Annotated in this window: 20 protein-coding genes; 15 read left to right on the top strand and 5 right to left on the bottom strand. The window is 54.0% G+C overall.

The features are described from left to right. Positions 1-84 precede the first annotated feature (84 nt). Positions 85-1212, top strand: a complete 1128-nt coding sequence (locus tag B036_RS0103960; protein ID WP_020567390.1) for a serine hydrolase domain-containing protein — start codon at positions 85-87, stop codon at positions 1210-1212. Positions 1213-1222: 10 nt separating this feature from the next. Here the strand turns inward: B036_RS0103960 and B036_RS0103955 are convergent, their stop codons facing one another. Next, on the bottom strand, positions 1223-1735 hold the full coding sequence (locus B036_RS0103955; RefSeq protein WP_020567389.1) for a DUF6155 family protein: 513 nt from the start codon (positions 1733-1735) through the stop codon (positions 1223-1225). A 481-nt stretch (positions 1736-2216) separates the two neighbouring features. Continuing rightward, the gene (locus B036_RS0103950) at positions 2217-5885 is read right to left on the bottom strand and encodes a BamA/TamA family outer membrane protein (RefSeq protein WP_020567388.1); all 3669 of its coding nucleotides are present in this window, start codon (positions 5883-5885) and stop codon (positions 2217-2219) included. A gap of 716 nt (positions 5886-6601) precedes the next feature. Between B036_RS0103950 and B036_RS0103945 the strand changes: the two genes are divergently transcribed. From B036_RS0103945 to B036_RS27955, 11 genes are all read left to right on the top strand, one after another. Continuing rightward, positions 6602-7039 carry a thioredoxin family protein gene (locus B036_RS0103945; RefSeq protein WP_020567387.1) on the top strand — a complete coding sequence of 146 codons (438 nt, stop codon included), beginning with the start codon at positions 6602-6604 and terminating at the stop codon, positions 7037-7039. Continuing rightward, positions 7036-8028, top strand: coding sequence for an FAD:protein FMN transferase (locus B036_RS0103940; protein WP_020567386.1), 993 nt, complete (start codon positions 7036-7038; stop codon positions 8026-8028). The genes B036_RS0103945 and B036_RS0103940 overlap by 4 nt, the downstream gene beginning before the upstream one ends. Then, positions 8021-8233 (top strand): DUF4266 domain-containing protein, encoded by a 213-nt coding sequence (locus B036_RS0103935; RefSeq protein WP_020567385.1) that lies wholly within the window; start codon positions 8021-8023, stop codon positions 8231-8233. Before B036_RS0103940 ends, B036_RS0103935 begins: the two co-directional genes overlap by 8 nt. 164 nt (positions 8234-8397) lie before the next feature. Beyond that, positions 8398-9717, top strand: coding sequence for a DUF3570 domain-containing protein (locus tag B036_RS0103930; protein ID WP_020567384.1), 1320 nt, complete (start codon positions 8398-8400; stop codon positions 9715-9717). Between the two features lie 120 nt (positions 9718-9837). Beyond that, positions 9838-10515 carry a response regulator transcription factor gene (locus B036_RS0103925; protein WP_020567383.1) on the top strand — a complete coding sequence of 226 codons (678 nt, stop codon included), beginning with the start codon at positions 9838-9840 and terminating at the stop codon, positions 10513-10515. Beyond that, complete coding sequence (locus B036_RS0103920; RefSeq protein ID WP_020567382.1) at positions 10512-11777, top strand: sensor histidine kinase; 1266 nt, start codon at positions 10512-10514, stop codon at positions 11775-11777. Before B036_RS0103925 ends, B036_RS0103920 begins: the two co-directional genes overlap by 4 nt. A 68-nt stretch (positions 11778-11845) precedes the next feature. Continuing rightward, positions 11846-12436, top strand: coding sequence for an HD domain-containing protein (locus B036_RS27970; RefSeq protein ID WP_020567381.1), 591 nt, complete (start codon positions 11846-11848; stop codon positions 12434-12436). 67 nt (positions 12437-12503) lie between these two features. Then, positions 12504-13316 carry a phosphatase PAP2 family protein gene (locus B036_RS31610; RefSeq protein WP_020567380.1) on the top strand — a complete coding sequence of 271 codons (813 nt, stop codon included), beginning with the start codon at positions 12504-12506 and terminating at the stop codon, positions 13314-13316. Between the two features lie 290 nt (positions 13317-13606). Beyond that, complete coding sequence (locus B036_RS0103900; RefSeq protein WP_020567378.1) at positions 13607-14788, top strand: MFS transporter; 1182 nt, start codon at positions 13607-13609, stop codon at positions 14786-14788. 22 nt (positions 14789-14810) lie between these two features. Then, positions 14811-15287 carry a hypothetical protein gene (locus B036_RS0103895; protein WP_157472028.1) on the top strand — a complete coding sequence of 159 codons (477 nt, stop codon included), beginning with the start codon at positions 14811-14813 and terminating at the stop codon, positions 15285-15287. A gap of 273 nt (positions 15288-15560) precedes the next feature. Then, complete coding sequence (locus B036_RS27955; RefSeq protein WP_020567376.1) at positions 15561-17033, top strand: T9SS type A sorting domain-containing protein; 1473 nt, start codon at positions 15561-15563, stop codon at positions 17031-17033. Between the two features lie 562 nt (positions 17034-17595). On the opposite strand, the gene B036_RS0103885 is transcribed toward B036_RS27955, so the two are convergent. Further along, the gene (locus B036_RS0103885) at positions 17596-20004 is read right to left on the bottom strand and encodes an outer membrane beta-barrel protein (protein ID WP_020567375.1); all 2409 of its coding nucleotides are present in this window, start codon (positions 20002-20004) and stop codon (positions 17596-17598) included. A 157-nt stretch (positions 20005-20161) separates the two neighbouring features. On the opposite strand from B036_RS0103885, the gene B036_RS0103875 reads away from it, so the two are divergent. Continuing rightward, positions 20162-20632: a PepSY-like domain-containing protein gene (locus tag B036_RS0103875; RefSeq protein ID WP_020567374.1), complete on the top strand. Its 471-nt coding sequence runs from the start codon at positions 20162-20164 to the stop codon at positions 20630-20632. Between the two features lie 93 nt (positions 20633-20725). After that, positions 20726-21298, top strand: a complete 573-nt coding sequence (locus tag B036_RS27950) for an HD domain-containing protein (RefSeq protein WP_052333910.1) — start codon at positions 20726-20728, stop codon at positions 21296-21298. A 174-nt stretch (positions 21299-21472) separates the two neighbouring features. Here B036_RS27950 and B036_RS0103865 read toward each other — a convergent pair whose 3' ends face one another. Further along, positions 21473-22801, bottom strand: a complete 1329-nt coding sequence (locus B036_RS0103865) for a hypothetical protein (RefSeq protein WP_020567372.1) — start codon at positions 22799-22801, stop codon at positions 21473-21475. Then, complete coding sequence (locus B036_RS0103860) at positions 22794-23363, bottom strand: RNA polymerase sigma factor (RefSeq protein WP_020567371.1); 570 nt, start codon at positions 23361-23363, stop codon at positions 22794-22796. The genes B036_RS0103865 and B036_RS0103860 overlap by 8 nt, the downstream gene beginning before the upstream one ends. Positions 23364-23516: 153 nt before the next feature. On the opposite strand from B036_RS0103860, the gene B036_RS0103855 reads away from it, so the two are divergent. Next, positions 23517-24548 (top strand): c-type cytochrome, encoded by a 1032-nt coding sequence (locus B036_RS0103855; protein WP_157472027.1) that lies wholly within the window; start codon positions 23517-23519, stop codon positions 24546-24548. Positions 24549-24552 lie beyond the last annotated feature (4 nt).

Here is a 24552-nt window from a genome sequence, read left to right as displayed (position 1 = left end):
ACCTTATAGCTTTTATCGTCCGTCAAAAGTTTTTCGTCGAAAAACACCGAAGAGTTCCTTTTGTCCATGAGATATTGAGAATCCATGAAAATCCTCTTTTACGTCCTATTAGCCATCATTTTATTAATTGTCGCTTTTTTCTTCTGGTTCTTCGTTTTCCATGCTTCCGTGCCAGAACTGGAAATCCCTCCAAGCACTGATAAAACTGTGCGGACTGAAAAAATAGACCGCTACCTGGCGGGCTTACAGGCTGACGGCAAATTTAACGGAGCTGTGCTAATCGCCCGGGAAGGGGCACCGCTACTGATGAAGACCTACGGGTTTACCGATCATACACGTGCAACGAAGCTCGACACTAAATCTTCTTTCCGACTGGCTTCCGTTTCCAAGCAATTCACCGCCGCTGGCGTACTCCGTGCCCAACAACTCGGCCTACTGGAGATCGACAACCCCGTTAATGATTACCTAACTGGTTTTCCTTACGCCAAAGTAACCGTCCGGCACTTACTGAACCAGACCAGTGGCGTTCCCGATCAGTATATGCAACTGGCCGAAGCCCATCGTGAAGAGATTGGCGACACTCTGAGCATTAATGAAGTCGTGGAATTAATGACTAAATACGCCCCGACGGTGGAGGGTCTTCCCGGAGATGCTTACGCCTACTCCAATACTGGCTACGTACTACTAGCTGCCATTGTGGAAGCCACCAGCGGTCAATCCTTTGAAGCCTTCATGCAAAGTCAGCTTTTCGATCCACTGAAGATGCCCCAGACCCGTGTTCTCAATCACTTCTCAGACACGAAAAATTTTCCGGAAAAGACCGCTGGCTTCATGCAACTTCCCGGCCTTACGGACCCCTTGATACCTGGCTTCCTGGATGGCGTAGCTGGCGACGGCGGTGTATTTTCCAGCATTGAGGACTTTCTAATCTGGGATGAATTCTGGAATGGCAACAACGAACTCGTAGCTGACAGCCTGCTCCTGCAGGCCTTTGTCTCACCAACCTTAAACGACGGTGCCAAGTCGGACTATGGATTCGGCTGGGTGCTCAAACCATCGGGCAATCACTGGCATAATGGTGCCTGGCTGGGCGCGCGTACCATCATCAAACGCTACCCCGCCCAAAAAGAAGTGATAGTAATACTCGATAATTCGGACAATATTCGTTTTGATAAAATAGCCATGGCCGTTATTGGGGGATGGGAGCAATAAGCTGGGCCCGCTACGACCAATACTCATCATAAACTTCCTGCAAGCTGGCATCGCTGTAATAATCAGGGCCATCCCATGCATCCACAATGGCTTGCGCCGTCAATTTAAAAGTATCGAGCATCAATTCCTTTTGCGCCAGTTTTGCTGACTGTATAAAACTCTTCTGTACTGAATTACAGAATTGCTCATTATCGACATTATAGTATTCCATGGCCTCGACCATCACGGCAACACGGTAGAATTGCAGCTCGATGAGGTCTTTAGTATGGATAGAGATTTCCTTGAAATCCTTGATTACTTTAGCTGAATTGCTGCGTGCCCTCCTGCCCATCCGGCGCCGGCCGGTAAAGAACGTTTTGCGCAGGGTCGTCTTATATTTTTCCAGCAGCTTCCGGGTGTTCCCGCTCAGTTCCATCTTATAATATTCCCGCAGAACCGGGAAGCGTTCGTAGAGTGCTTTGAGTTCCTCGCGGAGCTCGTCTTCATCCAGTTCAGCCAGCAGTTTCAGGAAGTCTCTTTTCATCGTGGAGGTTATGGGGGAGGGAATTTGGTGCGCTGTTTTGGGGCGCGGACGCAGGATGCAAGGTAAGAATTATGGAACAAGGTTCGGAACGAAGTCCCGCCTGACCGCTGCTATACTTATCACGAAGTAGTTTGGGAAATCCCGTGACGCTGAGCGCCTGCAAACCCTGCTGCTCTCAAGTCAACCGTATCCCAAACCTTCACGGTTTGGGTATATTACTACAACCTACTGAATGCACCCAGGTTGTTATTTAACCTCAAAAACCATGTCAGCTGCTCGTTGAAATTCTTCAGCTCCAGGACATTGATAGCGTTTCTTCCGGAAAACAATCAAGTCGCCGCACTGAACCATCGGCTTCGGAACAAAACCGTTGTTAAGAGTATTTTGATTTCACTCAATTTAGGAGTACCAATACCGCACCAGCAAAACGTTGGTCCTTCGCGCTCCTTCAAAGTGTTTTTCTGAGGAAGACGGATCCTTCTTAAAAGTTAGTCCCCAATCCCACCTGAATCAACCCACTCTCCTCTTCCGAGAACCCAGCCAGTACGCTAACCGTAAACGACCGTGAAAGCGGAATGACGTAAAAGCCTCCACCATAAGCTGTGTGAAAATCGCTCTGCTCTTCCCCCCCCTCTAGAATCTTCCCCCGGTCGTAGAACGCGCGGATACCGATGGCGAAGGGAGCAATACGGCTGCGGATGAGCGCTACGGGAGAACGGAACTCAGTGTTGTAGAAGAAGTACCCATCACCCACAAAGCGGTTACGCTGGAAACCACGCAGACCGTTCTGGCGACCGAGCGAGGGGAGTTCGTAGAACGGCGCAGTTCCGCTGCTTGTGGCGTACCCCGTACGGAAACTCAGGGAGATCGGAAAGCGGCGGGTGCTGAAGTGAATCTCGGCGGCGACCTTACTGACGCCGAAGTTGGCGGCTTCGCCCCTACCGTAGGCTTGCTTATGACTGGCTTCCAACATCACGCCTTTGGAGGGGAAGGCCGGGTGGTCACGCAGGTCGAGAACCACCTCGGATTTGACGTAGCCGAATACCAGGTCCCCATCGCCGTAAAGCCGGTCAGGGCGGTCCAGGATGGTCCCTTCCCGGTCGGTCGTTTTGTTGTTCTGGTAGCCGGTGCTGACGTCAACGTAGCTACGGCCGGCGAAGCGGCGGCGTAAGCCACCCTGCACGGAAAAATGTTGGAGACTGACGAGGTTAAACACGTTGCGATCCACCTCCGGATCCTGCATGGAGTTGTTGCCCAGGCCGTAAAAGAAGTTGTAAAGGTCTGGCCTGCCGAGGCGGGTGGCAAGGACGACTTCGGCGTTACGAACCACCTCTCCGAATTCGACACTGGCTTCCAGGGCGGCATTACCCAGAGAACTGCCTTCGGCAAAGACTCTGTAGCGGGTGCTGAAGTCGCGACGGGTAAAATTACGGCGGGTGTACGTCAGCCCCAGGCCAGCCTGAAAGCCGTTGTAGGAATTGTACCCAACGCTTGCTATCGGAACGAGTGTATTGTATTTGAAGCCGGTACGGTCGTAGTAATAAAGCTCGTCACGCCAGTTTTTTACGTACTTCAGACCGGGAGCAGCGTCAGTTGGCTTTTCTCCCTTTTGGTCGTCGTAGACGTAGACTTTATCCGGATTATCGCCAGCTGTTGCTGGAGCAAAGGTGTCTTCTCCCTGGCCACCAATAAGGCGGACGTGGATGTCGTCCCCAACCCGGCCGACGGTGGTGAACTTATCGTCGTCCCCAAGACCGTAGAGTCTTACTTCATTTGTTTCCGCGGGGAGGAATGTGCGCTCGTAGATCACCAGGCCTTTACTCTTTCCTTTCAAGTCGGTAATGGTGACTCTGAGGCGACCGTCCTCAAGTGCTTCGAGGAGGAAAGCTTCCTCGTCATTGGTACCAACAATGTCGACGGTACGAGCCTGAAGTTCGTAATACTCGTCGGCATAGTCTAACAGCTCGTTACGACGTTTTTTAAGTTTTTCAAGCACAATTTCCTGTTCGCGCAGGTATTTTTCATTTTGTTTTGGCGGGGACGCGGGTGCAGGAATTTGTTGAAGGGCATTGCTGAGTACCTCGTCGGTAAGAGCGGACTGAATGGCCTTCGCCTGTTCGCGGTATTCCTCGCGGGAGACGCCGCTAAGGAGCATCCGATCCATGTGGCGGGCCTGAAAGGTCAGGCTGCGGATATCGGGTTTATTGTAGCCAAAGTTTTCGAGGTTGGCAATACCCCAGCGTCGGGAAGCCAGGAAGGGGAACAGGCCGTCCATGCGGGAGAAGACGTTGTCGCGGTCGCGGGGAATTGGCCGGATGCGCTTCAGACCGTCCTCGTCAAACTCCGCCCACTTCCAGTTGTCTTCGTGCTTTGACCAGTCGCCGACGAGGAGGTCAAACAAGCGCGCGCGAACGAACTCGTCGTAGTCAATCAACACCTCCTGATCGTCGTAGCGGACACGGAAAAGTTCGAAGCTTTTGAGTACGTCGTCGGCGCCGAAAGTGCCGGGCTCCCCCTTCTTAGGTTTGTCCCCCTGGGGTTTGATCTCCAGGGTGCCGAGCAGGTTACCGAATTTGGGGTTGAAGTCGCCGAGACCGGGCCCGGGGGCCAGGGAGTAGAGCGTCGGGGTGGCGTGCAGGATGCCTATTTCTTCCAATAGCGGGGCAACGATCAGTCCGCCGTAAGGATGTCCGCTGGAGGTTTGATCGCGGACAGCGTCACCGAGGATGGTATTGCGCAGTTCGTAGCTGAAGGTGCCAGAGGGGTCTTTATCCACCGAGCGGAAGACGTAGCTTTCGCCATTGGCCGCTCGAAGTTTAAGGGACGTCGTTTGGCGCCCACCGCCTTCGCGTACTGGCTGGAGGCCACCCGGGAAATCGGAGAGTTTGATGACCGGTACGTCCACTTCAGTAGTCCAGATGTCGCGATAGTGCTTACCGAGGAAGAATTCCCCGAAGGCGGAACGCTTGTACTGGGCGCCGGGGGCTAAGAGAAGGCTCGGGGTGGCGGGGGCGGCGTAGTTCAGCATGGTCAGGGAATCGATACCGCAGGGCGGGAAGGCCGGGTTTAAGGGGAAGGTATCGTAAATGATTCCGCAAGGAGCGTTGAACAACAATTGTGAGCGCTCGACCAGTTGGTCTGCAGCTTTAATATATTTGTAGGTTACGCTGCCGTCGGCCGCGTAGCACAGTTCGGTGAAGCCAGCGTTGCGGCTGGTGTGGATGGCGGGCTTGTGTTTGGCAACCCAGCGGCCCGGGCCGGCGGCTCCGGCATTGAGGATATAATTACGACCGAATTTGAGTAGCTGTTGACTGTGGTCCTGCGCACCGACGAAGAGTAGTCCTTCAAACTGACTGTTGTAATCCTTTAATTTATCCGCCAACAGGGCGAAGCGGGCATTGGTGAGTTCTTCCGGAGTACCGACGTTCTGGCGATAAGAGACACGGAAACTGCCAATGATGGGTGGGAGAAAGTGGTCGCGGGCCGGAAATTTGCCGCCGTAGCGCCCCTGAGACTTGGGCGGATAATGGCCGGCAATGATGACGTTTTGGTCCTGGTTTTCCTCAATGGCACTAATAATCTCATCGAGGGCGATAGATGGGTCGGCGAAGTCGCAATTGCCATCCGCAGGGACGGGTTTGTCATTGGGATGGTTCCACCACTGGGTATTAATCATCATGAGCAATACGGTGGGCGCTAATTCCACGAACTCCGGGCCAGGGCAACCTTTGTCCAATGGCCAGTGCAGATTGTCCAGATTTTGGTCTTCCAGGTAATCTTCCAGGGCGGTAACGCAACTCAGTCCGTTTTTCCCGGATTTATCCCAGTCCCGATCGCCGGGGATAAGGTAAAACTCCGTTGACGGATTATCGCGAATGAGTTGGAGGACCGGAGTTAACGTTGGAAAGACCTCGGGGCCATTTCCTTTCTTCTTGTCGTAGTTAACCATGGCTTCGGTGCATTCCGGAAAGTAATCGCCGGCGAAAAGCACGGTGGCTGGGTCGCCGGGGCCGTTGATGCTTTGCTGAAGAGAAGCATAAATAGCGGGGTCAGCATCGGCGGTGTTGCCAGCCACGAGGAGGCGGAGCTGCGCCGGGAGAAACAGCGGCAGCGCGAGAAGTATCAGGACAAAAAAAGAAGCTTTCATCATATTATTAGCAAACAGCTGGAAGGCCGGGAATGTGCTCCTCCTAGTGTGGTAGAGAGCGGACTTAGCGGAATCGGTTACAAAATTCGTGGTAGAAATTGGAGGAATTCTGTGCCTCCAATGTGTCTCCAGAATTCGCTTCCAAATTTGCCAATATTAATATTCCTCTTTTGATCACTTCCCGAAAGTACGCCGGTTGCCCAAAATTCTCTCCACCGGAAATGGTTACGTGTGCATAACGAAATGCACAATTTTTCAGAAACGGACGTTTCGTGTTAACCGAAAGACCGGACGCCCGCAGGTCAACCAGGCCCTTCCGCTTCGTTTTAGGTCCTTGTTGACGCTACGGGGTCCTTAACACTCTCAGGACCCCGTGGCGTCCCTTAGCCCTGAAACTGCGGAGCAGTGAAAGGGATAAGGGACCCGCGGGCGTCCGGGCCGGGATGTTCCAATCGGTGCATCTCGTTATACACACAATGGTTACTACCGGCAAACGGACCATAATCATCGTGTTCGTTCCTCAACTTAAAATGAGCAGATCCCTCCAAACAAAGCTTTTCTATAAAGGCAACCTTTTCCGAACGCTTTCCGTACTGGCTTAGGCAAAGAATGGAGAATGCTTGCTCCTTAAAACTTCCAATATCATGTTATCTGGCCACCTCCCGACCAACCAATTGACACCCCCCTCTTACTAAGCCCTTCTCATCAAACCAACTATTATGAAAACTGCTTTCTTAGCGCTCCTCATCGCGTTGTTTACCCTTCCCCTTTCTGCTCAACTCTGGCAACCTGACTTTGAGACCGCACAGAAAGTTGCCGCCGAAAAAGGACAAAACATTGTACTTGTCTTCTCCGGCTCCGACTGGTGCGCGCCCTGCATTAAACTGGAACGGGACGTTTGGGAACAAGAAGAATTTGCAACTGCCGCAGGAGAGAATTTCGTCTTTTACAAGGCTGATTTCCCCCGGCGCAAGGCCAATAAACTATCTAAAGAAACAAGTGAACGCAACGCCTCACTAGCCGAACTCTACAATACCCGGGGTTCCTTCCCGCTGGTCGTGGTGCTTAGTCCCGAAGGTGATCTGCTTGGCCAGACCGGTTATAAGAAAATCAGCCCCGTGGAGTACGCCGACATGCTTAAAAACTTCACCGAATGATCAGGCACCTCCTTTTTTCGCTGCTCTTTATGCCGTTATTGATTTGCGCTCAGGTAACCAGCCACGAGACGCTGCTCCTGATGGGTTCCCGGTTCGACATTACGACCGTGGGCGCGGGCGCAGGTGCAGAGGAAGGGTATAATGCAATGGCCATAGCTGAGATTCAACGCATTGAGCGATTGATTTCTAGCTGGGATCCTAATTCTCAAACCTCGGCCATCAACGCCGCCGCGGGGGACCACCCCGTAAAAGTCGACGCCGAGCTTTTTGGCCTCATCCAGCGGGCCCTAGGCCTGAGCCGGCTTACCGACGGTGCCTTCGACATTTCCTACGCAAGCATGGACCGCCTCTGGCGATTCGATGGTTCCATGAAGGCGATGCCTGAAGCCGATAACATCGCCGCTTCTGTCGCCCGGGTGGGGTTTGATAAAATCGTCCTCGACGAAGCTAAGCGCACCGTGTTTCTTCCCGAAGCCGGCATGAAGATTGGATTCGGGGCCATTGGCAAGGGATACGCCGCAGATCGGGCACGTCAGCTTTTGGAAAAGGCCGGATGCAAAGCTGGCATCATCAACGCATCCGGCGATCTGACCGCCTGGGGGCGGCAACCCTCCGGCGAGGACTGGAAGGTGGCCATTACTAATCCGCTAAATAAGGAGAAGGCGTTCGCCTGGTTGCCGGTGAACGGCCGTGCTATTGTCACCTCCGGAAATTACGAGAAGTTCGTCCGTTTCAACGGCACCCGCTACGCCCACATCATCGACCCCAGAACAGGTTACCCAAGTACTGGCATTATAAGCGTCACCGTCCTCGCCCCAAGTACTGAGCTTGCTGATGCCCTGGCTACTTCCGTCTTCGTGATGGGCGTTGACACTGGCCTCGACTTCATTAATCAAATTCCTAACGTCGACTGCATCATCGTCGACGAAGACAACCACCTGCATACTTCAGGCAGCATAGACCTTCAAACCACCTACCAACATGATTAAGCGCTTGCTTTTTTGCCTTATCGCCGCAGCTGGCCTGTCCTCCTGCGTAACCGTAAAGGGTTATGAAATGGTCAACCTCAACGATCCTGACATGGCCCTTTCCCCCACCAGTATAGACGGCTACCAGACCACTTTCCAGAGCTACCGCGAAGCCGCCTCCGGCGCTAACGGCGGCAAAACAGGTGGCGGCTGTGGCTGTAACTAGGTTGCAGGTTGCAGGTTGCAAGTTGCAGCTGTACTGACCGATCCCGGAGGGATCAAACCGTTTTAACCCCGGATGCAGCGGCGTGGCGCAGCCCGTCGCGTAATCCGGGGTACACCGATGCAGGAACGATAGTTCCAGCATACTCACTCCACCAACGATCATCCATGAAGCTATACCTCCTCCCCCTGCTCCTCCTACTCCTCCCCTGCACCTGCGCCCTCGCCCAAAGTACCGTGAAGGACACGTCGTATAAAAAGCGCGTGCTGGAAACCGCCGAGCTGCAGATTCTTACCAGTTACTACAGCCAGGACGGAAATAATGCCGCCGTTTCTGGAGGGACCGGTACGGAGCAACTGACCGATATTCACCCAACCGTCATCTACGCTGTTCCACTCAACGACGATGACGTGCTCACCGTCAACGTCGGCATCTCCGCTTACTCTTCGGCATCCTCCAGCAACGTGAACCCCTTCGACGGTGGTGGCCGGGCCGACCCCTTCCAGGCATCTTCCGGTGCTTCCAAAGGTGATAATTGGACGAACGTCACGGCCAGTTACAGTCACAGTTCCGACGATCGCAATATCGTTTGGTCCGCCAACCTCTCCGGCTCAACTGAATATGACTACACTTCGGTAGGGGTCGGCGGTAGCTACACACGAATCATGAACCAGAAAAATACGGAACTGAGCCTGAAAGCCAACGTTTTTATTGATGGCTGGAACGCCATTTACCCTTCCGAGCTTCGTCCTTTCGACGATGGAAGTGGACTGACCAACCGTCTCTTTCAAAGTCATACCATTACCGGAAATGCTAACTACAACCCCAATTTCGCACGGTTGGACAAGACGGGCCGCCAGAGTTACAACCTGGGGGTAAACTTTAGCCAGATACTGAGTCGCAACTTGCAGGGTAACCTTTCCCTCGACGTGGTACAACAAAGCGGGCTGCTTTCCACGCCCTTTCAGCGTGTTTATTTTGCCGACATTGAGAACAGCTTCATCGAAGATTTCGCCCTGGCCGATGACATCGAACGGTTGCCGAATAGCCGAACGAAGATCGCCCTGGGTGGCCGCCTGCATGCGTACATCAATGAGCGCATCGTCGTCCGCTCCTTCCTACGGTACTATACCGACGATTGGGGCATTAATTCGGTGACCGCCAACGTGGAAGTGCCGGTGAAGATTACCCAACAATTCACGCTGCGACCGGCCTTCCGGTACTACACCCAGACGGCGGCGGATCACTTCGCGCCCTACGACGAGCACCTGTCCACCAGTACGTTCTATACGTCTGACTACGACCTCTCTGAGTTTGTCGCTAATCAATATAGCCTTGGCGTCACTTATACCGACATTCTCGCTTCCGCTCATATTTGGCGATTTGGGCTAAAGAGCGTGGACCTGAATTTCAGTTCGTACAACAGAGATAACGGATTCTCGGCCATTCAGGGAGCTGTGGGGGTTAAGTTTGTGATTGAGAAATAGGTATCTCCATTGAAAGGCATCCCTGATGCTGACAAAATGCATTTCCAGGAGGATTCGACTTCAGTAGTTCTACAGAATTTCTCCAAAATCTCTTCCCTATTTTACACGTAAATCCATCTTTTGAAGATCCTCTTAATCGAAGACGAACCCAGTCTGGCTGCCTCCATTTCCGGTTACCTGGCTGCTGACGGCCACCTGGTAGAAAGCGTCGGGACCTTAAACGACGCGCTGGATAAATCCAGCGTGTACGAATACGACTGTATCCTGGTGGACATTGGCCTGCCAGATGGCAGTGGGTTGGACATTATACGACAACTTAAGGCGGACCACCAGCGCGCCGGCATCATCATCGTCTCTGCTAAGGACAGCATTGACGACCGGATCACGGGCCTGGACCTGGGGGCGGACGATTACCTGCCGAAACCCTTCCACCTGGCGGAACTGAACGCGCGAATTCGTGCCATTTACCGCCGCAAGTCCTTTGCCGGCGAGCGGGTAATCGAGTTCGGTGAGATAACGGTGAACCCAACGGAGCAGGCGGTGACGGTGAATAGCCAGCCGATCAAGCTGACCCGATCGGAATACAGTTTACTGGAATATTTTTTAGCCAATCCCAACCGGGTGATCACAAAGGAAAGCGTAGCCGAACACCTTAGTGGTGACGATGCAGACCTTCTGGATAAAATAGATTTTATTTACAGCCACGTGAAGAACCTGCGCAAAAAGCTATTGGAGGCCGGGGCTGGAGACTACATTCGGAGTGTCTACGGAGTGGGATACAAATGGGCTAAAACATGAAACTGCTAAACCGAACAAGTCGGTATTATTTGTTCTTTTCGCTGCTGATCTTCGCAATTATCGGATTGGCCTTGTTTTTCGCATTGCGGTACACGCTGGACCACAGTACGGACGACAGCCTGGAGCATACCCGCCCCGCCCTGGCCCGGGAACTGCTGCAACTGAAGGAGCTGGAACCTACCATGTACATTATGGATGAGATCGTGGAGGTTCGTCCAATTCTTCAGGTATCCGATCGAGAGTTCTTTAGGGACACAACGATCATGGTTGTGGAAGATAACGGAGCGTTAGAACCAGAGCCGTTTAGAAAATACACTTACGAAGAACTGGTCGACGGTAAACCCTATCAGGTTTCCATTAGTCTGAGTACCGTCGAGAATGAAGACCTCATCCGGACTTTATTATTGGTTGTGCTTGGCGGGCTATTACTTTTTCTACTAGCCATCAATTTGCTGAACCGTTATCTGTCGAGGGAACTTTGGCGGCCATTTTACCAAACACTGGCGCAAATCAAGGATTTCTCCATACAAAAGGATAAAGCACCTTCGTTCTCACACAGTGACACCACAGAATTTGAGGACTTAAATCGAAGCGTGGAAGGAATGACGGGGCAACTGATCAAGGAATACAATACCCTACGCCGCTTTACGGAGAACGCGAGTCATGAGTTGCAGACCCCGCTGGCCATCATCAGGAACCAGATAGACCTGCTGCTGCGGGAAGGAGAACGAAGTGAGCAGGATTACAACATCATTCAACAAGTAAGCGAGGCGGTAAGCAGGCTCGGTAAGCTGAATCAATCTCTACTGTTGCTGACGAAGATTGAGCGGGGGCAGGTGCCGGAAGCAGAATGGATCGACCTCAATCCCCTGATCGAGCGGAAGCTGGAACAATTAGTTCCGGGCCTGGAAGCGCGGGGCATCTCCCTGCATAGAGAGTTGGCACCACGATCGGTACGGATGCCGCTGATGCTGGCGGATATTTTACTGAATAACCTGATCGGTAACGCCATCCGGCACAACGTTGACGGGGGGGATTTGAGCATCCGGTTAGCGGATGATTTTCTCGTCATCGAGAATACGGGCCCACCACTGCGGCAGGCTCCTGAACTGTTGTTTGAGCGGTTTCGGAAGGAGAGCAAATCAGCTGAATCTTTGGGCCTCGGCCTGGCGATCGTGCGGGAGATCTGCGACAAATACAACTACAACCTACGGTACACCTCCGAGGCGGGGCGGCACCGAATGACGGTGGCGTTTGGTTGAAAAATATTGAGAAGAAAAGAAAAAACCTCCGCCTTTTCAAGGGAGGAGAAAAAACACACTCTAGCGTAATGGCCAAACAAGTAAAAAAACAAAAAAGTCTGGCGCAACGGGCGTCACGGTATATTACCCGACGATTGATTCGGGAATTGCCGCACAACCGGATTTTTCATAACCTCCACCATACGCTTACCGTACTGCGGGGCGTAAAGGTAATTGGCAAAGCCGAAGGTCTGAGTAGGGAAGAAATGCAGATCGTGAAGCTGGCGGCAATTTTCCACGACAGCGGGCACGTCGAGTGCTATAAAGGCCATGAGGCGGCGAGCATGCGTATTGCGGAGGAATGGCTAAGGAAACAGGACTATCCGGAAGACAGACTGGCGCGGGTACTCGCTTGCATCGAGGCCACCACAATGCCACAGCATCCCCGTAACAAAGTCGAGGAAATACTCTGTGACGCCGATCTCCGGCACCTGGCTTTCGACATGTACAGCGACTACCAGGAGTTATTGCGGGTAGAGTGGAAACTGGAACTGGGGATTGAGATGACTGATGAAGAATGGGAAGCGGCCAACAATAAATTCCTAACGGAACACCGCTACTTTACGGCGTACGGGAGGCGGGAACTGGAACCAGATAAGCCGCATCCATTGCTAAAATAGGATTCTCCAAATTCTCTCCAAGTTCCTCCCCGAAATTTGTCCGTACAATCCAACAACTAAGGTAATCATGTATAAAACAATGCTTCGCTGGAGCCTGCTCCTGCTTTTCTGCTGTTCCACCATTTCTGCTTTTGGCCAAGCGGCTGACGGAAACGGCCCTTATTATCTTTCGCTGAAGCGGGAGTTGCTTTACGGTGGTGCGGGAGCCTTGTCGTTGGGCGTTGGCACTTACTTGCAAGCTCAGCTGGACGCGCCGCTGCGGCGCGAGCTGGAGATCACCGCGTACGACCAGATCAATGCCTTCGACCGGCTGGGATCTAATTATGAGTTAGGCAACTCGCGTAAACTGAGTGATTATGGGTTGTACGCCGGCGTGGCGCTACCGGGACTATTGATCCTGGATAAAGACACCCGTGGCGACTTTGGTAAAATAACGCTGCTCTACGCCGAGACGATGATGGTTGCCGGAGGCCTGACCAACATTACGAAGGCGGGCTTTGCCCGGCCGCGGCCATACGTTTACGGACCGGATTGGGTGCCGGGGACAGAACTCAAATCCGGAGATCAGGCAGCATTTGTATCGGGGCATACGTCGCTGTCTGCCGCAGGTTCTTTCTTCTTCGCGCGGGTGTTTTCAGATTACCATCCGGACAGCAAGTTGAAGCCCTACGTCTGGGGCCTGGCAGCCACCGTGCCGGCCGTTACGGGCTACCTGAGGATACGTGCCGGGCGGCACTACCCTACCGACGTGATCGTGGGGTATGCGTTGGGCGCAACGGTGGGCTACCTGGTGCCGAAGCTGCATAAGAAGCCGATACTACCGAAGGGGATGCGGATCAACGCGGGGGCGACCGGGGTACAGCTGGACTATCGGTTTTAGGGTAAAAGTGCAGATAGAAGCCGCGAAGTGTGACCAATAATCTACCGAATGCTCTTAAGCAGGTAACCCTCTTCCATATTACCTTTTTTGGGCGCGGCCGCAGGTGCAAAGGAAAGCTTTTGGAGGAGCAGTACCGGACAATAGTAAACCCGGGCATCAGTTCCAGCTCGCGCAAGACGAGAGAAGCGTTGCGGAAACCAGTGGAAACGGCAAATTAGGTTTTTCAATCCCCTCATATTTTATCACCCGGTCGTTAGGAACGAACCGGGTTAAGTTTACTACCTGATACCATGCGCGAAAAAATAATAACCCGGACGGTCGTCCTGCTTGGCCTGGTCAGTCTGTTTACCGACGTGGCCAGCGAGATGCTCTATCCGGTCATGCCGCTGTACCTGGAGAGCATCGGTTTCTCCGTTGCCGGCATCGGCATCCTTGAGGGGATCGCGGCGGCGACGGCGGGGCTAAGCAAAGGTTACTTCGGGCAGTGGTCAGACCGGATCGGACGGCGATTACCCTTCGTACAAATCGGTTACGGCATCAGCGCGCTGGCCAAACCGCTGATGGCGGTGTGGACGGCACCCGCCTGGGTTTTGTTTGCGCGGACGGCCGAGCGGCTAGGTAAAGGCATCCGCACCGGGGGACGGGATGCGCTGCTCTCCGCCGAGGCGCGCCCGGAAACGAAGGCGCGGGTCTTCGGTTTTCACCGGGCACTGGACACCACGGGCGCAGCCTTGGGACCGTTACTGGCCCTGGGCTTCCTGTGGGCCTACCCCGGTCAGTACCGCTGGCTATTTGTTTTGGCAGTAGTACCAGGTTTGATCGCGGTCGGAGCAACGCTTTTGCTCAAAGAAAAAACCCGGACGACGTTAGTGAAAGACCGACCTGGCCTACTCGACTTCCTACAGCATTTCCGCCGGGCCAACAAAGCTTACCGACGGCTGACTTTCGGCATCATCGCCTTCGCTTTAATCAACAGCTCGGATCTATTTCTACTGCTACTACTCAAGCAAGTGGGACTTAGTGATGTAGCGCTGATCGGCTGGTACGTATTCTATAACCTGATTTATGCGCTGGCGGCCTACCCCTTCGGCGGGCTGGCGGACCGGTTTGGACCAAAACGAATTTATCTGGCGGGCATGCTGGTTTTTGCCGGCGTGTACCTGGGGTTGCCCTTTGCGGCAGCTCCCTGGCACTTTGCCGTGTTATTCGCCGCGTACGGACTCTACGCTGCGGCGACCGAAGGCGTGGCCAAAGCCTGGATCAGCCGTCTGGTGTCGCAGGCGGAGATGGGAACAGCGACGGGGACGGTGAGCGCGGGGGAGAGTCTGGCGGCACTGGGGGCAAGCTCAGCAGCCGGTCTCGTCTGGTTATTCTGGGGGCCGGAGGTGCTATTTATAGCGACGGCAGGGCTGTCCCTGATGGTGGCAGGATATTTCTTCACCGTTCCGGAGGCATCTCCAAAATCTCTCTAAAATGGGGAACTTGATTTACAGCATGAAAAGATCAATAGCATTAATTGCCTTCACGTCAATGCTGTTCGCTTGTACGACAACAAAGGTAAAATTACCCGGTGAAGGGACCGTCCCAACGGAAGTATTAAACGGTTTCAACAAGCTTCACGAAAAGAATACCAACCAACAATGGACCATCCTACCGGACGGCAGGTACAGCGTCCGCTACCGTATTACGGGGTTTCGTTATCGTGACTTGCTGGACACTCGCGGAGCGTTGATCCAAACCCAACAAGAAACTTGGCAAGCTACCCTGCCAGAGGGGGTAAATTCATTTATTTTCAGGGAATATGCTGATTATCAAATCGGGGAGGCCAGCAAAATCACGTTTCCCGATGGAGAGCAGGTATGGGACGTCGGGCTCAAAGGTCCGCAGGGTGCCAATTTCGTCCTGCGTTTGACGCGGGACGGAAAGGTGATCAGCCAAACCGAAGCGGAGGACTATAAATGGTTTATGTAATCCCAAACACCACGACAAATCAAATCAACACAATACTCACTACTACCGCTAAGTCTTCTACTGGACAGCTTCGCAAAGTAGCCGGGGCCACCCTCCTTTTCCGGGCCACTATGCTGACATCCAATACTTTAGGCACCGCGCGGAGAGATGACCTGACTGATGATGCCGGTTTGAGCTTCGGCGGGGGTAAGCAACTAACTTAGCGCAGCGCTCCGTGATCACGCGCCTGTCTACCGTATATTACCTTCGAATTGCCCCACATACCCAAAGACAATGCGTGCAACCCAATTACTTTTTGCACTCCTCCTCCCGGCAATTGCCATGTCGGTGAGAGCTCAGGACGTCAGCAGCCTCCCCCTGTTTCAAATGGAGAACCTCACCTACAAGGGTGCTTTCCGAATCCCCGCCGACACCTACGGCAATTCCGATATCAACTACTCCGAAGGACCAATTGCCTATAACCCGGACCGGCACTCCCTTTTTATGGTCGGACACGCGCACCAGCAAGCCATCGCTGAGTTTGCCATTCCCGAAATCACCCTCAGCGAATCTCTGGCCGACCTGACGTTTGCGCCACCACCCTTGCAGAACTTCGTCAGCTTCTTGGAGGAGACCCCCGACGGAAATCCGGAAGGCATAGACCGGATCGGCGGGATGCTGTACGTAGCGGATGGCGAAACGGCTAAACTAGTGGTAAATGCCTATGAATATTACGATGCGCCAGGAGATAATACCGTCAGCACTCTCATTATCGAGGACGCCAAAGGGCTGGAGAACTCAGACACCCGGGGTTACCTGAAATTTGAGGGTGGTGCGGGCCACACGTCCGGCTGGCTCTCTCCAATACCAGATGACCTTCGGGAAGCGCTCGGCGGCGACCACCTTACCGGCCAGTCCTCCGGCCGGCCTATTATCTCCCGCCTTAGCGTAGGCCCTTCCGCCTTCGCCTTCGAACGGTCTGCCCTGCTGTCCGCAACCGATGAAGTACCCACCACAAAATTGCTCGATTTCTCCCTGAGCGATCGTCTCCACCCTGACCTCGCGAACGATTCCCTGCGTAACGACCTATGGACGCACCTGTCTCAAGTCACCTACGGCTTCATTGTCCCCGGCACCCGAACCTATCTGACGATGGGCCAAAGTGGTGGTCACAACAGCGGCGTTTGCTACAAATGTACTCAGGACAATGGCAACCTTTGCGGCGGCTACTGCACGCCCGAAGCCGCCGACAACTATCAATATTACTGGTTGTGGGACGTGCAGGATTTGGTGGACGTTAAAAACGGCGTGGTGGAACCGCACGCCGTGCGGCCTTATGATTACGGCATTTTCGACACACCGTTTAATGACGTTTATCAGGGTATCGGCGGCGGCAGTTTTGACCCCGCCTCCGGCAACCTCTACCTGACGATCCAGAAAGGGGATACGGAACAGGGGACGTACGCCCGGCCGCCGGTGGTGGTGGTTTACGAAGTTGCCTCCGTTGTTTCCAGCGTCAGCACGATCAGTACCGCAGCAATAAAAGCCTACCCTAATCCGGCGGGTGATCAGTTGACCTTTTCGGGTGTTCTTCCGGGGACGCGGGTGACCCTGGTAAATCAGCTGGGTCAGGTGGTTGGTTCCTTTAAGGCTTCTGCCGATGAATTCCCAGCCAATATTTCCGCCCTTGCACCGGGTATGTACGTTGCGCGTTGCGTTAACGAGGCTACTGGTCGGCGGGAAGTTTTGAAGGTCATTAAGCGGTAGGATATAGCCAGGTCGTTCCTCTAGTCTGTGTGAATAACAATTTGTACGGCCTATCAGTTACGCCCCCTAGACTTGATCCAAAGGTCCGGACGCCCGCAGGTCAACCAAGCCCATTTGCTTCGCTTCAGGACCTGGCCGACGCTACTGGGTCCTTCGCCCATCAAGGCCCCGTGGCCTCCCGTGCCCCGAGACTGCGTAGCAGTGAAAGGGCTGAGGGCCCCGCGTGCGTCTGTGCCGAAAAGCCTCAATTTGTGCTATTTGCTATTCACGCCTCCGATCCCGGCCGATGTAGACCCTTCAGAATTTCAGCCGCGTCCGGTTAGGTTACACCTCGGAGGAAAATTTGATTGACTTCGCTGCGCTTCGTCAACCAAATTATGCCTCCGAGGAGAACCCAAACCTAGATTACCACTAACGACTAGCCGTTTACCCACAATCTAGCGTTTTCTCCTCCGAGGCATCTTTTCAAACGGGCGTTAGCCCAGTTTGAAAAGTTTCTCGGAGGTGTAAAACGCGTGCCGGAGCAGCTAAAATTCTGAATGACCTACGGCCGCAAGCAATTTTACCATTTATAAGTTACCCCCAACCGCAGCACCTGGCTCTCATAAAAATTCCGGTACTCCGCCGTAAATCCCTCCCCGTCAATCTCCTGCCGAAGGCCGAAACCATTGAACAAGTCCGTTGCCGCCAGGACCATTTCTCCTTTGCCTGCGAAGACGGGCCGGCTCACGGCAAAGTCCACCGAAGAACGAGCAAGTTCGCGGCCCTGGGGGATGTTACGTGGGGCCAGGTAGATGCCCGTCAGCTGTACTTTCCAATTCTTCGGCAGGGTGAACTGATTGTTGAATTTAAGGTCAAAACTGTTACCCGTGGAAGCCGCCAACGTGAACGGGCGGACCGTTGGGAACAAGAGCGTGCCCGAATACTCCTCAATACCGATGCGGTAGAAATTCGCCCCCAGGCTGAACTTCCAGATCGCCTTCACTTCCTGGCTCCAGAGCAGCTCGACACCCCGGTTGGTGGCGCGTCCGGTGTTCTGGTAAATCCGGTTGATGATATCGTAGTCCGGGTTGCTGCTGTCAATGTTAAAAATACGCTGAAAAGCATCGTCACTCTGGCGGGTGTACACGGCCGCAAAGGCCGAACCGGTTTCCCAAATCCGGCGGTAGGCTGCTTCGATGGTCTGGGTGAACTGGGGCCGCAGGTAAGGGTTGCCAACCTTCAGTAATTCCGGATCGTCATATTTGGCGAAGGCGCGTAGTTCCTGCTCCCCTGGCCGATCGACGCGGCGGTTGAAGAAGAGGGAAAGCTTATTGGCTTCATTGATCTTATAGGTTAACCGGACGTTGGGGTATAGCCGGAAATAGTCATAAGCGTCGTTGTCGTCGTAGTATATGTTCTCGGGGTCGAGGGTATAGGTCACCGCCGTTTGTTCGGCGCGCAGACCCGCTTCGGCTTCGAAGCCGGCGCTTTCGTAGACGTAGTTGAGGTAACCGGCGTAGAGGTCTTCGGTCCAGCGAGACTCATCCCCCAGGCCGGGGTAGATGATGCTGCGTACCCCCTGTCCGATCTCGTAGGTCACGGGCAGGCGTCGAAAACGCAACTGGCCCCCAGCTTCGATGCGGCCACCCGCCAGCGGACGAACGTAATCGATGTTGAAGGCGGAGATGTTCTCGATGGCGATGAGGTGGGAGGTATCCTGGGCCTGACGGAAGCTGGTGCTGTCGTTGAGGAAGTACTGTTCGTCTTCCTTACCCTGGCTGAGTTGGGCGGAGAGCTCCAGCTCGTGGCCGGGGGCACCGAAATTGTGGCGGAAGTCCGCGCGACCGTTGATCAGGCTGGTGCTTTCGTCTTCTTTCCAGTTCCAGTAGCGGTAGCGCTGGTTGGTGTTCAGGTCGATGAAGGGAATCTGGGCGGTATCGATGTGGTGCTCGTAGTCGTAGATGCCGGACAGGCTCAGGGTATTATTTTCATCCAACAGGAAGTCTACCCCACCCCTGGCGACGTAGTGGATCTGCCGGCGGTTCTCCGGCACCTGGCTGATGGTTCGGCGGCCATCGGCGTAGTTCCGGGTAGTGAATTCGTTGTTGGGCAGTTTCTCCTGTGCCAGGACGGAGCCCTGGAACCAGCCGCGAATTTTGTCGCTGCGGTAATTCAGCCCCAGATTGGGCTGAAGGTGGGAGTTGAGACGGTAGCGACCGAGTTCCGTGGGCAGGTCTTCTCTGCGGGTAGTGATCTCGCCGAGGGCATAACTGACCCCAACTTCACCGTTGAAACCTGCGGCCTTTTCCTTTTTGTAAATGATGTTAATGATGCCCGCCTGGCCGGACGCGTCGTATTTAGCTGATGGATTATTGATGATCTCAATCCGCTCAATGTTGCCCGCCGGGATGCTGCCAAGGCTGCGCTGGTTGCCGAAACCAGTCATGGCCGATTGCTTGCCGTCGATGAGGACTGCGACGCGGTCGGAGCCGCGCAGTTCGAGGCTACCGTCTTGAGTGACGGTGACGCCGGGCAGGGCCTTCATGGCATCGAGGACGGAGCCGCCGCCCTGGGCTTGCTGGTCGGAGAGGTCGAAGGTTTTCTTGTCGAGGGTACCACTAACAGTGGCGCGGTCGCCGGTCACGGTCACCTGCTCCAGGGTCTGAGCATCGGGGCTCAGGAGGATTTTGCCAATGCTGTAAGTGTCGTTGTTGGCCCCGATGAAGAGTTCCTTGGTCTGAGGAGCATAGCCAATATAGGAGACCGTGATTTGGGCGCGGCCGCGGGATGCAAGGTTGAGGACAAAGGAGCCGTCGTCCAGCGTCAGGCTTCCGCCCAACAGGCTGCTGTCCGGAGCCAGGGCAGAAACGGTGGCGTAAGGAATGGGCGTTGTACCGTCGGCTTCAAGTATCTGGCCGGAGATGGTGACCTGGGCGGTCAGGCAAAAGCTGCAGAGTACAAAGATTAAAACGGGTAAAGCGGTTTTCATTCGGGGCTAATTTGGCGCGAAGGTATGGGGGAATTTTGGAGGAAATTAGGATACGCCGGCTTCCCAACCCTGCTTCATCAACTTACTTTGTGCCTGCGGCCGCGCCCTCCAATTTATCTCCAGAATCCGTCCAGACCTTTGAGAAAACAAACCAACCATGAAACCATTACTTTTTTCACTACTTGCCCTCAGCGTATTTCTCTCTTGCGATGGCGCCAAAGAAACCCTGAACCCGGACCAGGTTCCCACCGCCGCACAGCAAGCCTTTGCCGCTGCGCACCCCAACACCAAAGTAGCCTGGGAAGCCGAAGGCGACGGCACCTTCGAGGCCGAATTCAAGATGGACGGCGAGGAAGCCAGCGCCAACTACTCGGCCACCGGCGAGCTGCTGAAAACGGAGTTGGAGATCAAGAAAAATGCCCTGCCTTCCGCCATACTTACCACCATCGCAACACAGTTCTCCGGCCACGAGATCGAGGAAGCTGCACGCATTACCTACCCCGATGGTCGCATCGCCTACGAAACGGAATTGGCAAATAAGAACGATAAGAAATTCAACGTTATCTTCTCCGCTGAAGGTAAGTTGCTGAAACGCGTTGAACCGGACGGGGAAGACGATCAGGATTAAGCCGTTCATGGGTTTAATTAAGCTGCTGCAAACAATATTAAGGTGTTCATTCCGGCCGGTCATTCAGGACTGGCCCTTATAAATAAAAGGATCATGAAAAAGCATCGGGAAAGTATCGTTTATCGGGCGGGCAATTATGTGGTCCGTCTGTTGCGGGAACAACTTCCCGCCAATCGCGTATTTCATAACGTTCACCACACCATCAACGTGGTGCAAGGAGTGGTCGACATCGGTCGCGAAGAAAAATTGGGGGCAGAGGATATGGAAATCCTGATGCTGGCCGCATGGTTTCACGATACGGGGCATGTGTATACCTACGCCGGTCATGAAGACCGAAGTATCATGCTGGCGCAGGAATGGCTGCGGGGGCAGGCATATCCCGAAGCCAGGACCGCAGAGGTTGTGCGTTGCATCCGGGCAACAACGATGCCACAGCAGCCGACCGACCTACTGGAAATGGTGATTTGTGACGCTGACCTTTACCACCTCTCTTTTCCTACTTATGACCACTACCAGGAACTCCTGCGGGAGGAGTGGAAGCTGTTGTTGGGCATTGACATGACGGACGAGGAATGGCGAAACAGCAACGATGCCTTTTTGCGCAATCATCACTACTGGACGGAGTTTGGCCAGGAGCGGCTGGAGGGGCGGAAGCTATGGGAATAATGGTGGAACGATACTCCCTCCATATATTCAGCAAGCGCCTTCCATTCAGTTGCCCGATGGATCGGCAGGCTATACTCGTCACGAAGTTGTTTGGGAAATCCCGTGGCGCTGAGCGCCTGCAATCGCTGCTGCTTTCAAGTCAACTGCATCCCAAACCTTTAAGGTTTGGGTATATCAATTGAGCCGATACCCCACGCCAACCCGCCAACGCCCCCAGGAAGGCCGCTGATAGGCGTAGGTATAAGTCCCAAAAGTTTGCATGGCCGTGGCACTAACACCAACCTGCCAATGTTTACCCAGGCCTGCTTGTAATCCTACGCGGCCATAGACGCCTCCCAGGCGAAGTCCGGCGGGCAAAACACCAAGTGCTGGCACCGTGTAATATTCGTCTTCATCGTTCTCATATTCGTAGAGAATTGAGGAGGACAAGCCCATCAAGGGGACCAGGCCTCCACCAACGTGGAACTGAAAACGACCAGACTCCCAGGCATAGTAACGCAGCCCAATGGGAAATTGTAGTTGCTGTAGCTTCCCGCTGATGCTCTCCAATTCATCGTCGCCGTCAAGTGGTGCTGCCACGGGTAGGTCATCCGGCAGATTTTCAGGTTCGATGCGTTCAAAAGAGCGCTCGAGGTAAGCGGCCCCCACTTCCAGGCTCAGCCGGCTTTTGAGGAAGGCCTCAACGTTAAGATCCCCAAATAAATCACCGTCGTCATTTCCGGAATAGGCCCAGGATTTGAAACGCCCCGTACCAATGGAAACAGCGTAGCTTTTTGGTTTTATGCGTTGCCAAAGAGGAACAGGGGGCAGCTTATGAGGCGAGGCCGCAGGTGTAGGGAAGGTTGGAAAAGCAGGGCCTTTAAGGGGAAGTTGTTGAACAGCGTTAGCGGTCAGTAAGTCTGTAATGTAGTAGGGCCCGCTGGCTTCCCGTTTTAGTTGTTGTGCGCCATCAACTAAATATCGGTAGTTGAGCGTCCGGTATTGCTGAAACCCCCGTTGGGCCGTTAGCGCAAAATCCGTTGCTCCGAACGTGGCCGCCTGTCCGCCTTCATTTTCAGCGGTAAAAAATGACGGATAGCTGGCCTTAAGTATTTCCGTCCGCAGCCCATAACGGGGAGAGAACACTTCCCTGACCTTTTCGGACGGGCGTCTTTCGGTGGTTGTTTCTATCACCGTATTTCGGTAAATGGTGTCATACACTACTACGGCTTGATTTTGAGTCACCTCAGAGTTTTGGGTCTTTTGCTCCATGGCGATTAACTGTTCAGACAGTTTTACAACCGTCCGTTGCAACCCTTGCTGCTGCCAAAGCTGCCACCCCAACAGCCCGACCAGGAGCATAAAGCCATAGGGCAGCCACCGTTGCCACCAGACTACTGGTGGCCGGTCATTTTCTTTCAAACGGCGATCCAGCCGGCGCCACTGGTCCGGATCATACGGGTGCTCCCGTTCGTCCTCCAAAAGGGACTTCATTTTATCTTCAAAAGAGTAGTCTTCACTCATACCACTTGCTTTTGTCTCCGCCTTGCTGCCGGAGATAGGTTTGTAATTGCAACCGCGCCTTGGCGTAGTTGGATTTCGAAGTACCCTCACTGATCGACAGTTGATCAGCGATCTCCCGGTGTTTGAAGCCTTCGATGGCATATAGGTTAAACACCAGGCGGTAGGCCGGACTTAATGTTCGGACGCCCTTGAGCACATCTTCATATTGTAGTTGGTCCCATCCGTCGTTGCCGGTGGCGGTGGTGGTTGGCAACTCGTCACTTAATTCTTCGGGCCGGCGCTTGTAGCGCCGCAAATAATCGATGGCTGCATTGACCAATACCCGCCGCAGCCACTTTTTGAACGGAAGCCCTCGGTCATACTTATCGATACCGACAAAGACTTTAAGGAAGCCTTCCTGCATGATGTCCTCCGCTTCTTGTCGGTCACGGCCGTAGCGCAAAGCGATGCTCATACCGTAGCTGAAAAAGTGCCGGTACAGCGTTTCGCGGGCCTTACGGTCGCCTGCGCGGCAACCGTTGATGATCAGATCCAATCTTTCTTCCGCCGGGGAGGTGGGCACGTAGCGTCTTTTGAACCAGTACGGAGATACGACAAAAATGGTTGCCTGCGCTTAGGGACGCCGTCTTTGCACCTGCGGCCCCGCCAAAAAAAACGTCAGGCAACCATTTTAAACAAGGTTCCGTAAAGGGAGAATAACGGCATGTCCACAAGTATGCCACCCTCTACCTTGAAGAATACACTCCTCTGCTTACTCGTCCTTTGTGCCATCCTCTCCCTGTCTTTAACCAGGGGGGTGTTCACCGTCACCGCAGCGACGCCCGTTGCCGAAGTACTCCACAACCTCGGCCAGCCCCCCGCTAAGCACTATATCCAGGCCGACCCCGCACTGGCGAAAAAAGGCGAGGAAATCGTCCTTACTGGTCGTACTACCAACGCTGATGGACGGCGCACCAATTTCGTGAGCAAGTATTATTCCTGCACCTCCTGCCACAACATAGAACAGGAAGATCCGGACCTGCGCTTCAGCGACCCCGAGGCACGGCTGCCCTATGTGAAACAAAAGGGACTACCCTTTCTCCAGGGAACCACCTTCAAGGGAATCGTCAACCGCGAGTCGTGGTACAACGATGATTACGTAAAGAAATACGGCGACGAAAAAATCAAAGTCGCCCACGAAAGCCTGCGTGAATCCATCCAGCTCTGCGCCGTGGAGTGCTCGCAGGGAAGGGAAATGGAAGACTGGGAAATCGAGGCTGTGCTGGCTTACTACTGGACACTCCAATTCACCCTGGGGGATCTCGGCCTGACGGATGAAGAACTGGAACGGATCAATACCGAAAGCAGCCAACCCGAAAAACAAGCAGCTCTGCGCACCTGGCTACGCGGCTTTTACGGCCAAACTTCCCCTGCTCATTTTTACGATGCGCCCCCCAGTAAGCGGGAAGGCTATCCCGGCCTAACCGGTGATCCCAGGCGAGGTAAAGACCTCTACGAATTAAGCTGCCTGCACTGCCACAAAGCCGGAGGCGTGTCTCATTATCCGCTCGGCAACGATAAGCTCAGTTTTCGCCACCTCCGCAAAATGATTATTAAAGATTCCCACTTCTCGCTTTACCAGATCGTCGCCTACGGTACCTACGCCATCCCCGGCCACCGACCTTATATGCCCCATTACCCAGCTGAACGAATGAGCAAGCAACAGGTCGAAGACCTCCGCGCATACATTGAACTAATGGCCCACTAATTCT

Source organism: Neolewinella persica DSM 23188 (assembly GCF_000373105.1).
GTDB classification, from domain to species: Bacteria; Bacteroidota; Bacteroidia; order Chitinophagales; family Saprospiraceae; genus Neolewinella; species Neolewinella persica.
The sequence above is the reverse complement of the archived record's forward strand: the minus strand, read 5'-3'. Positions and strand labels throughout refer to the sequence as shown.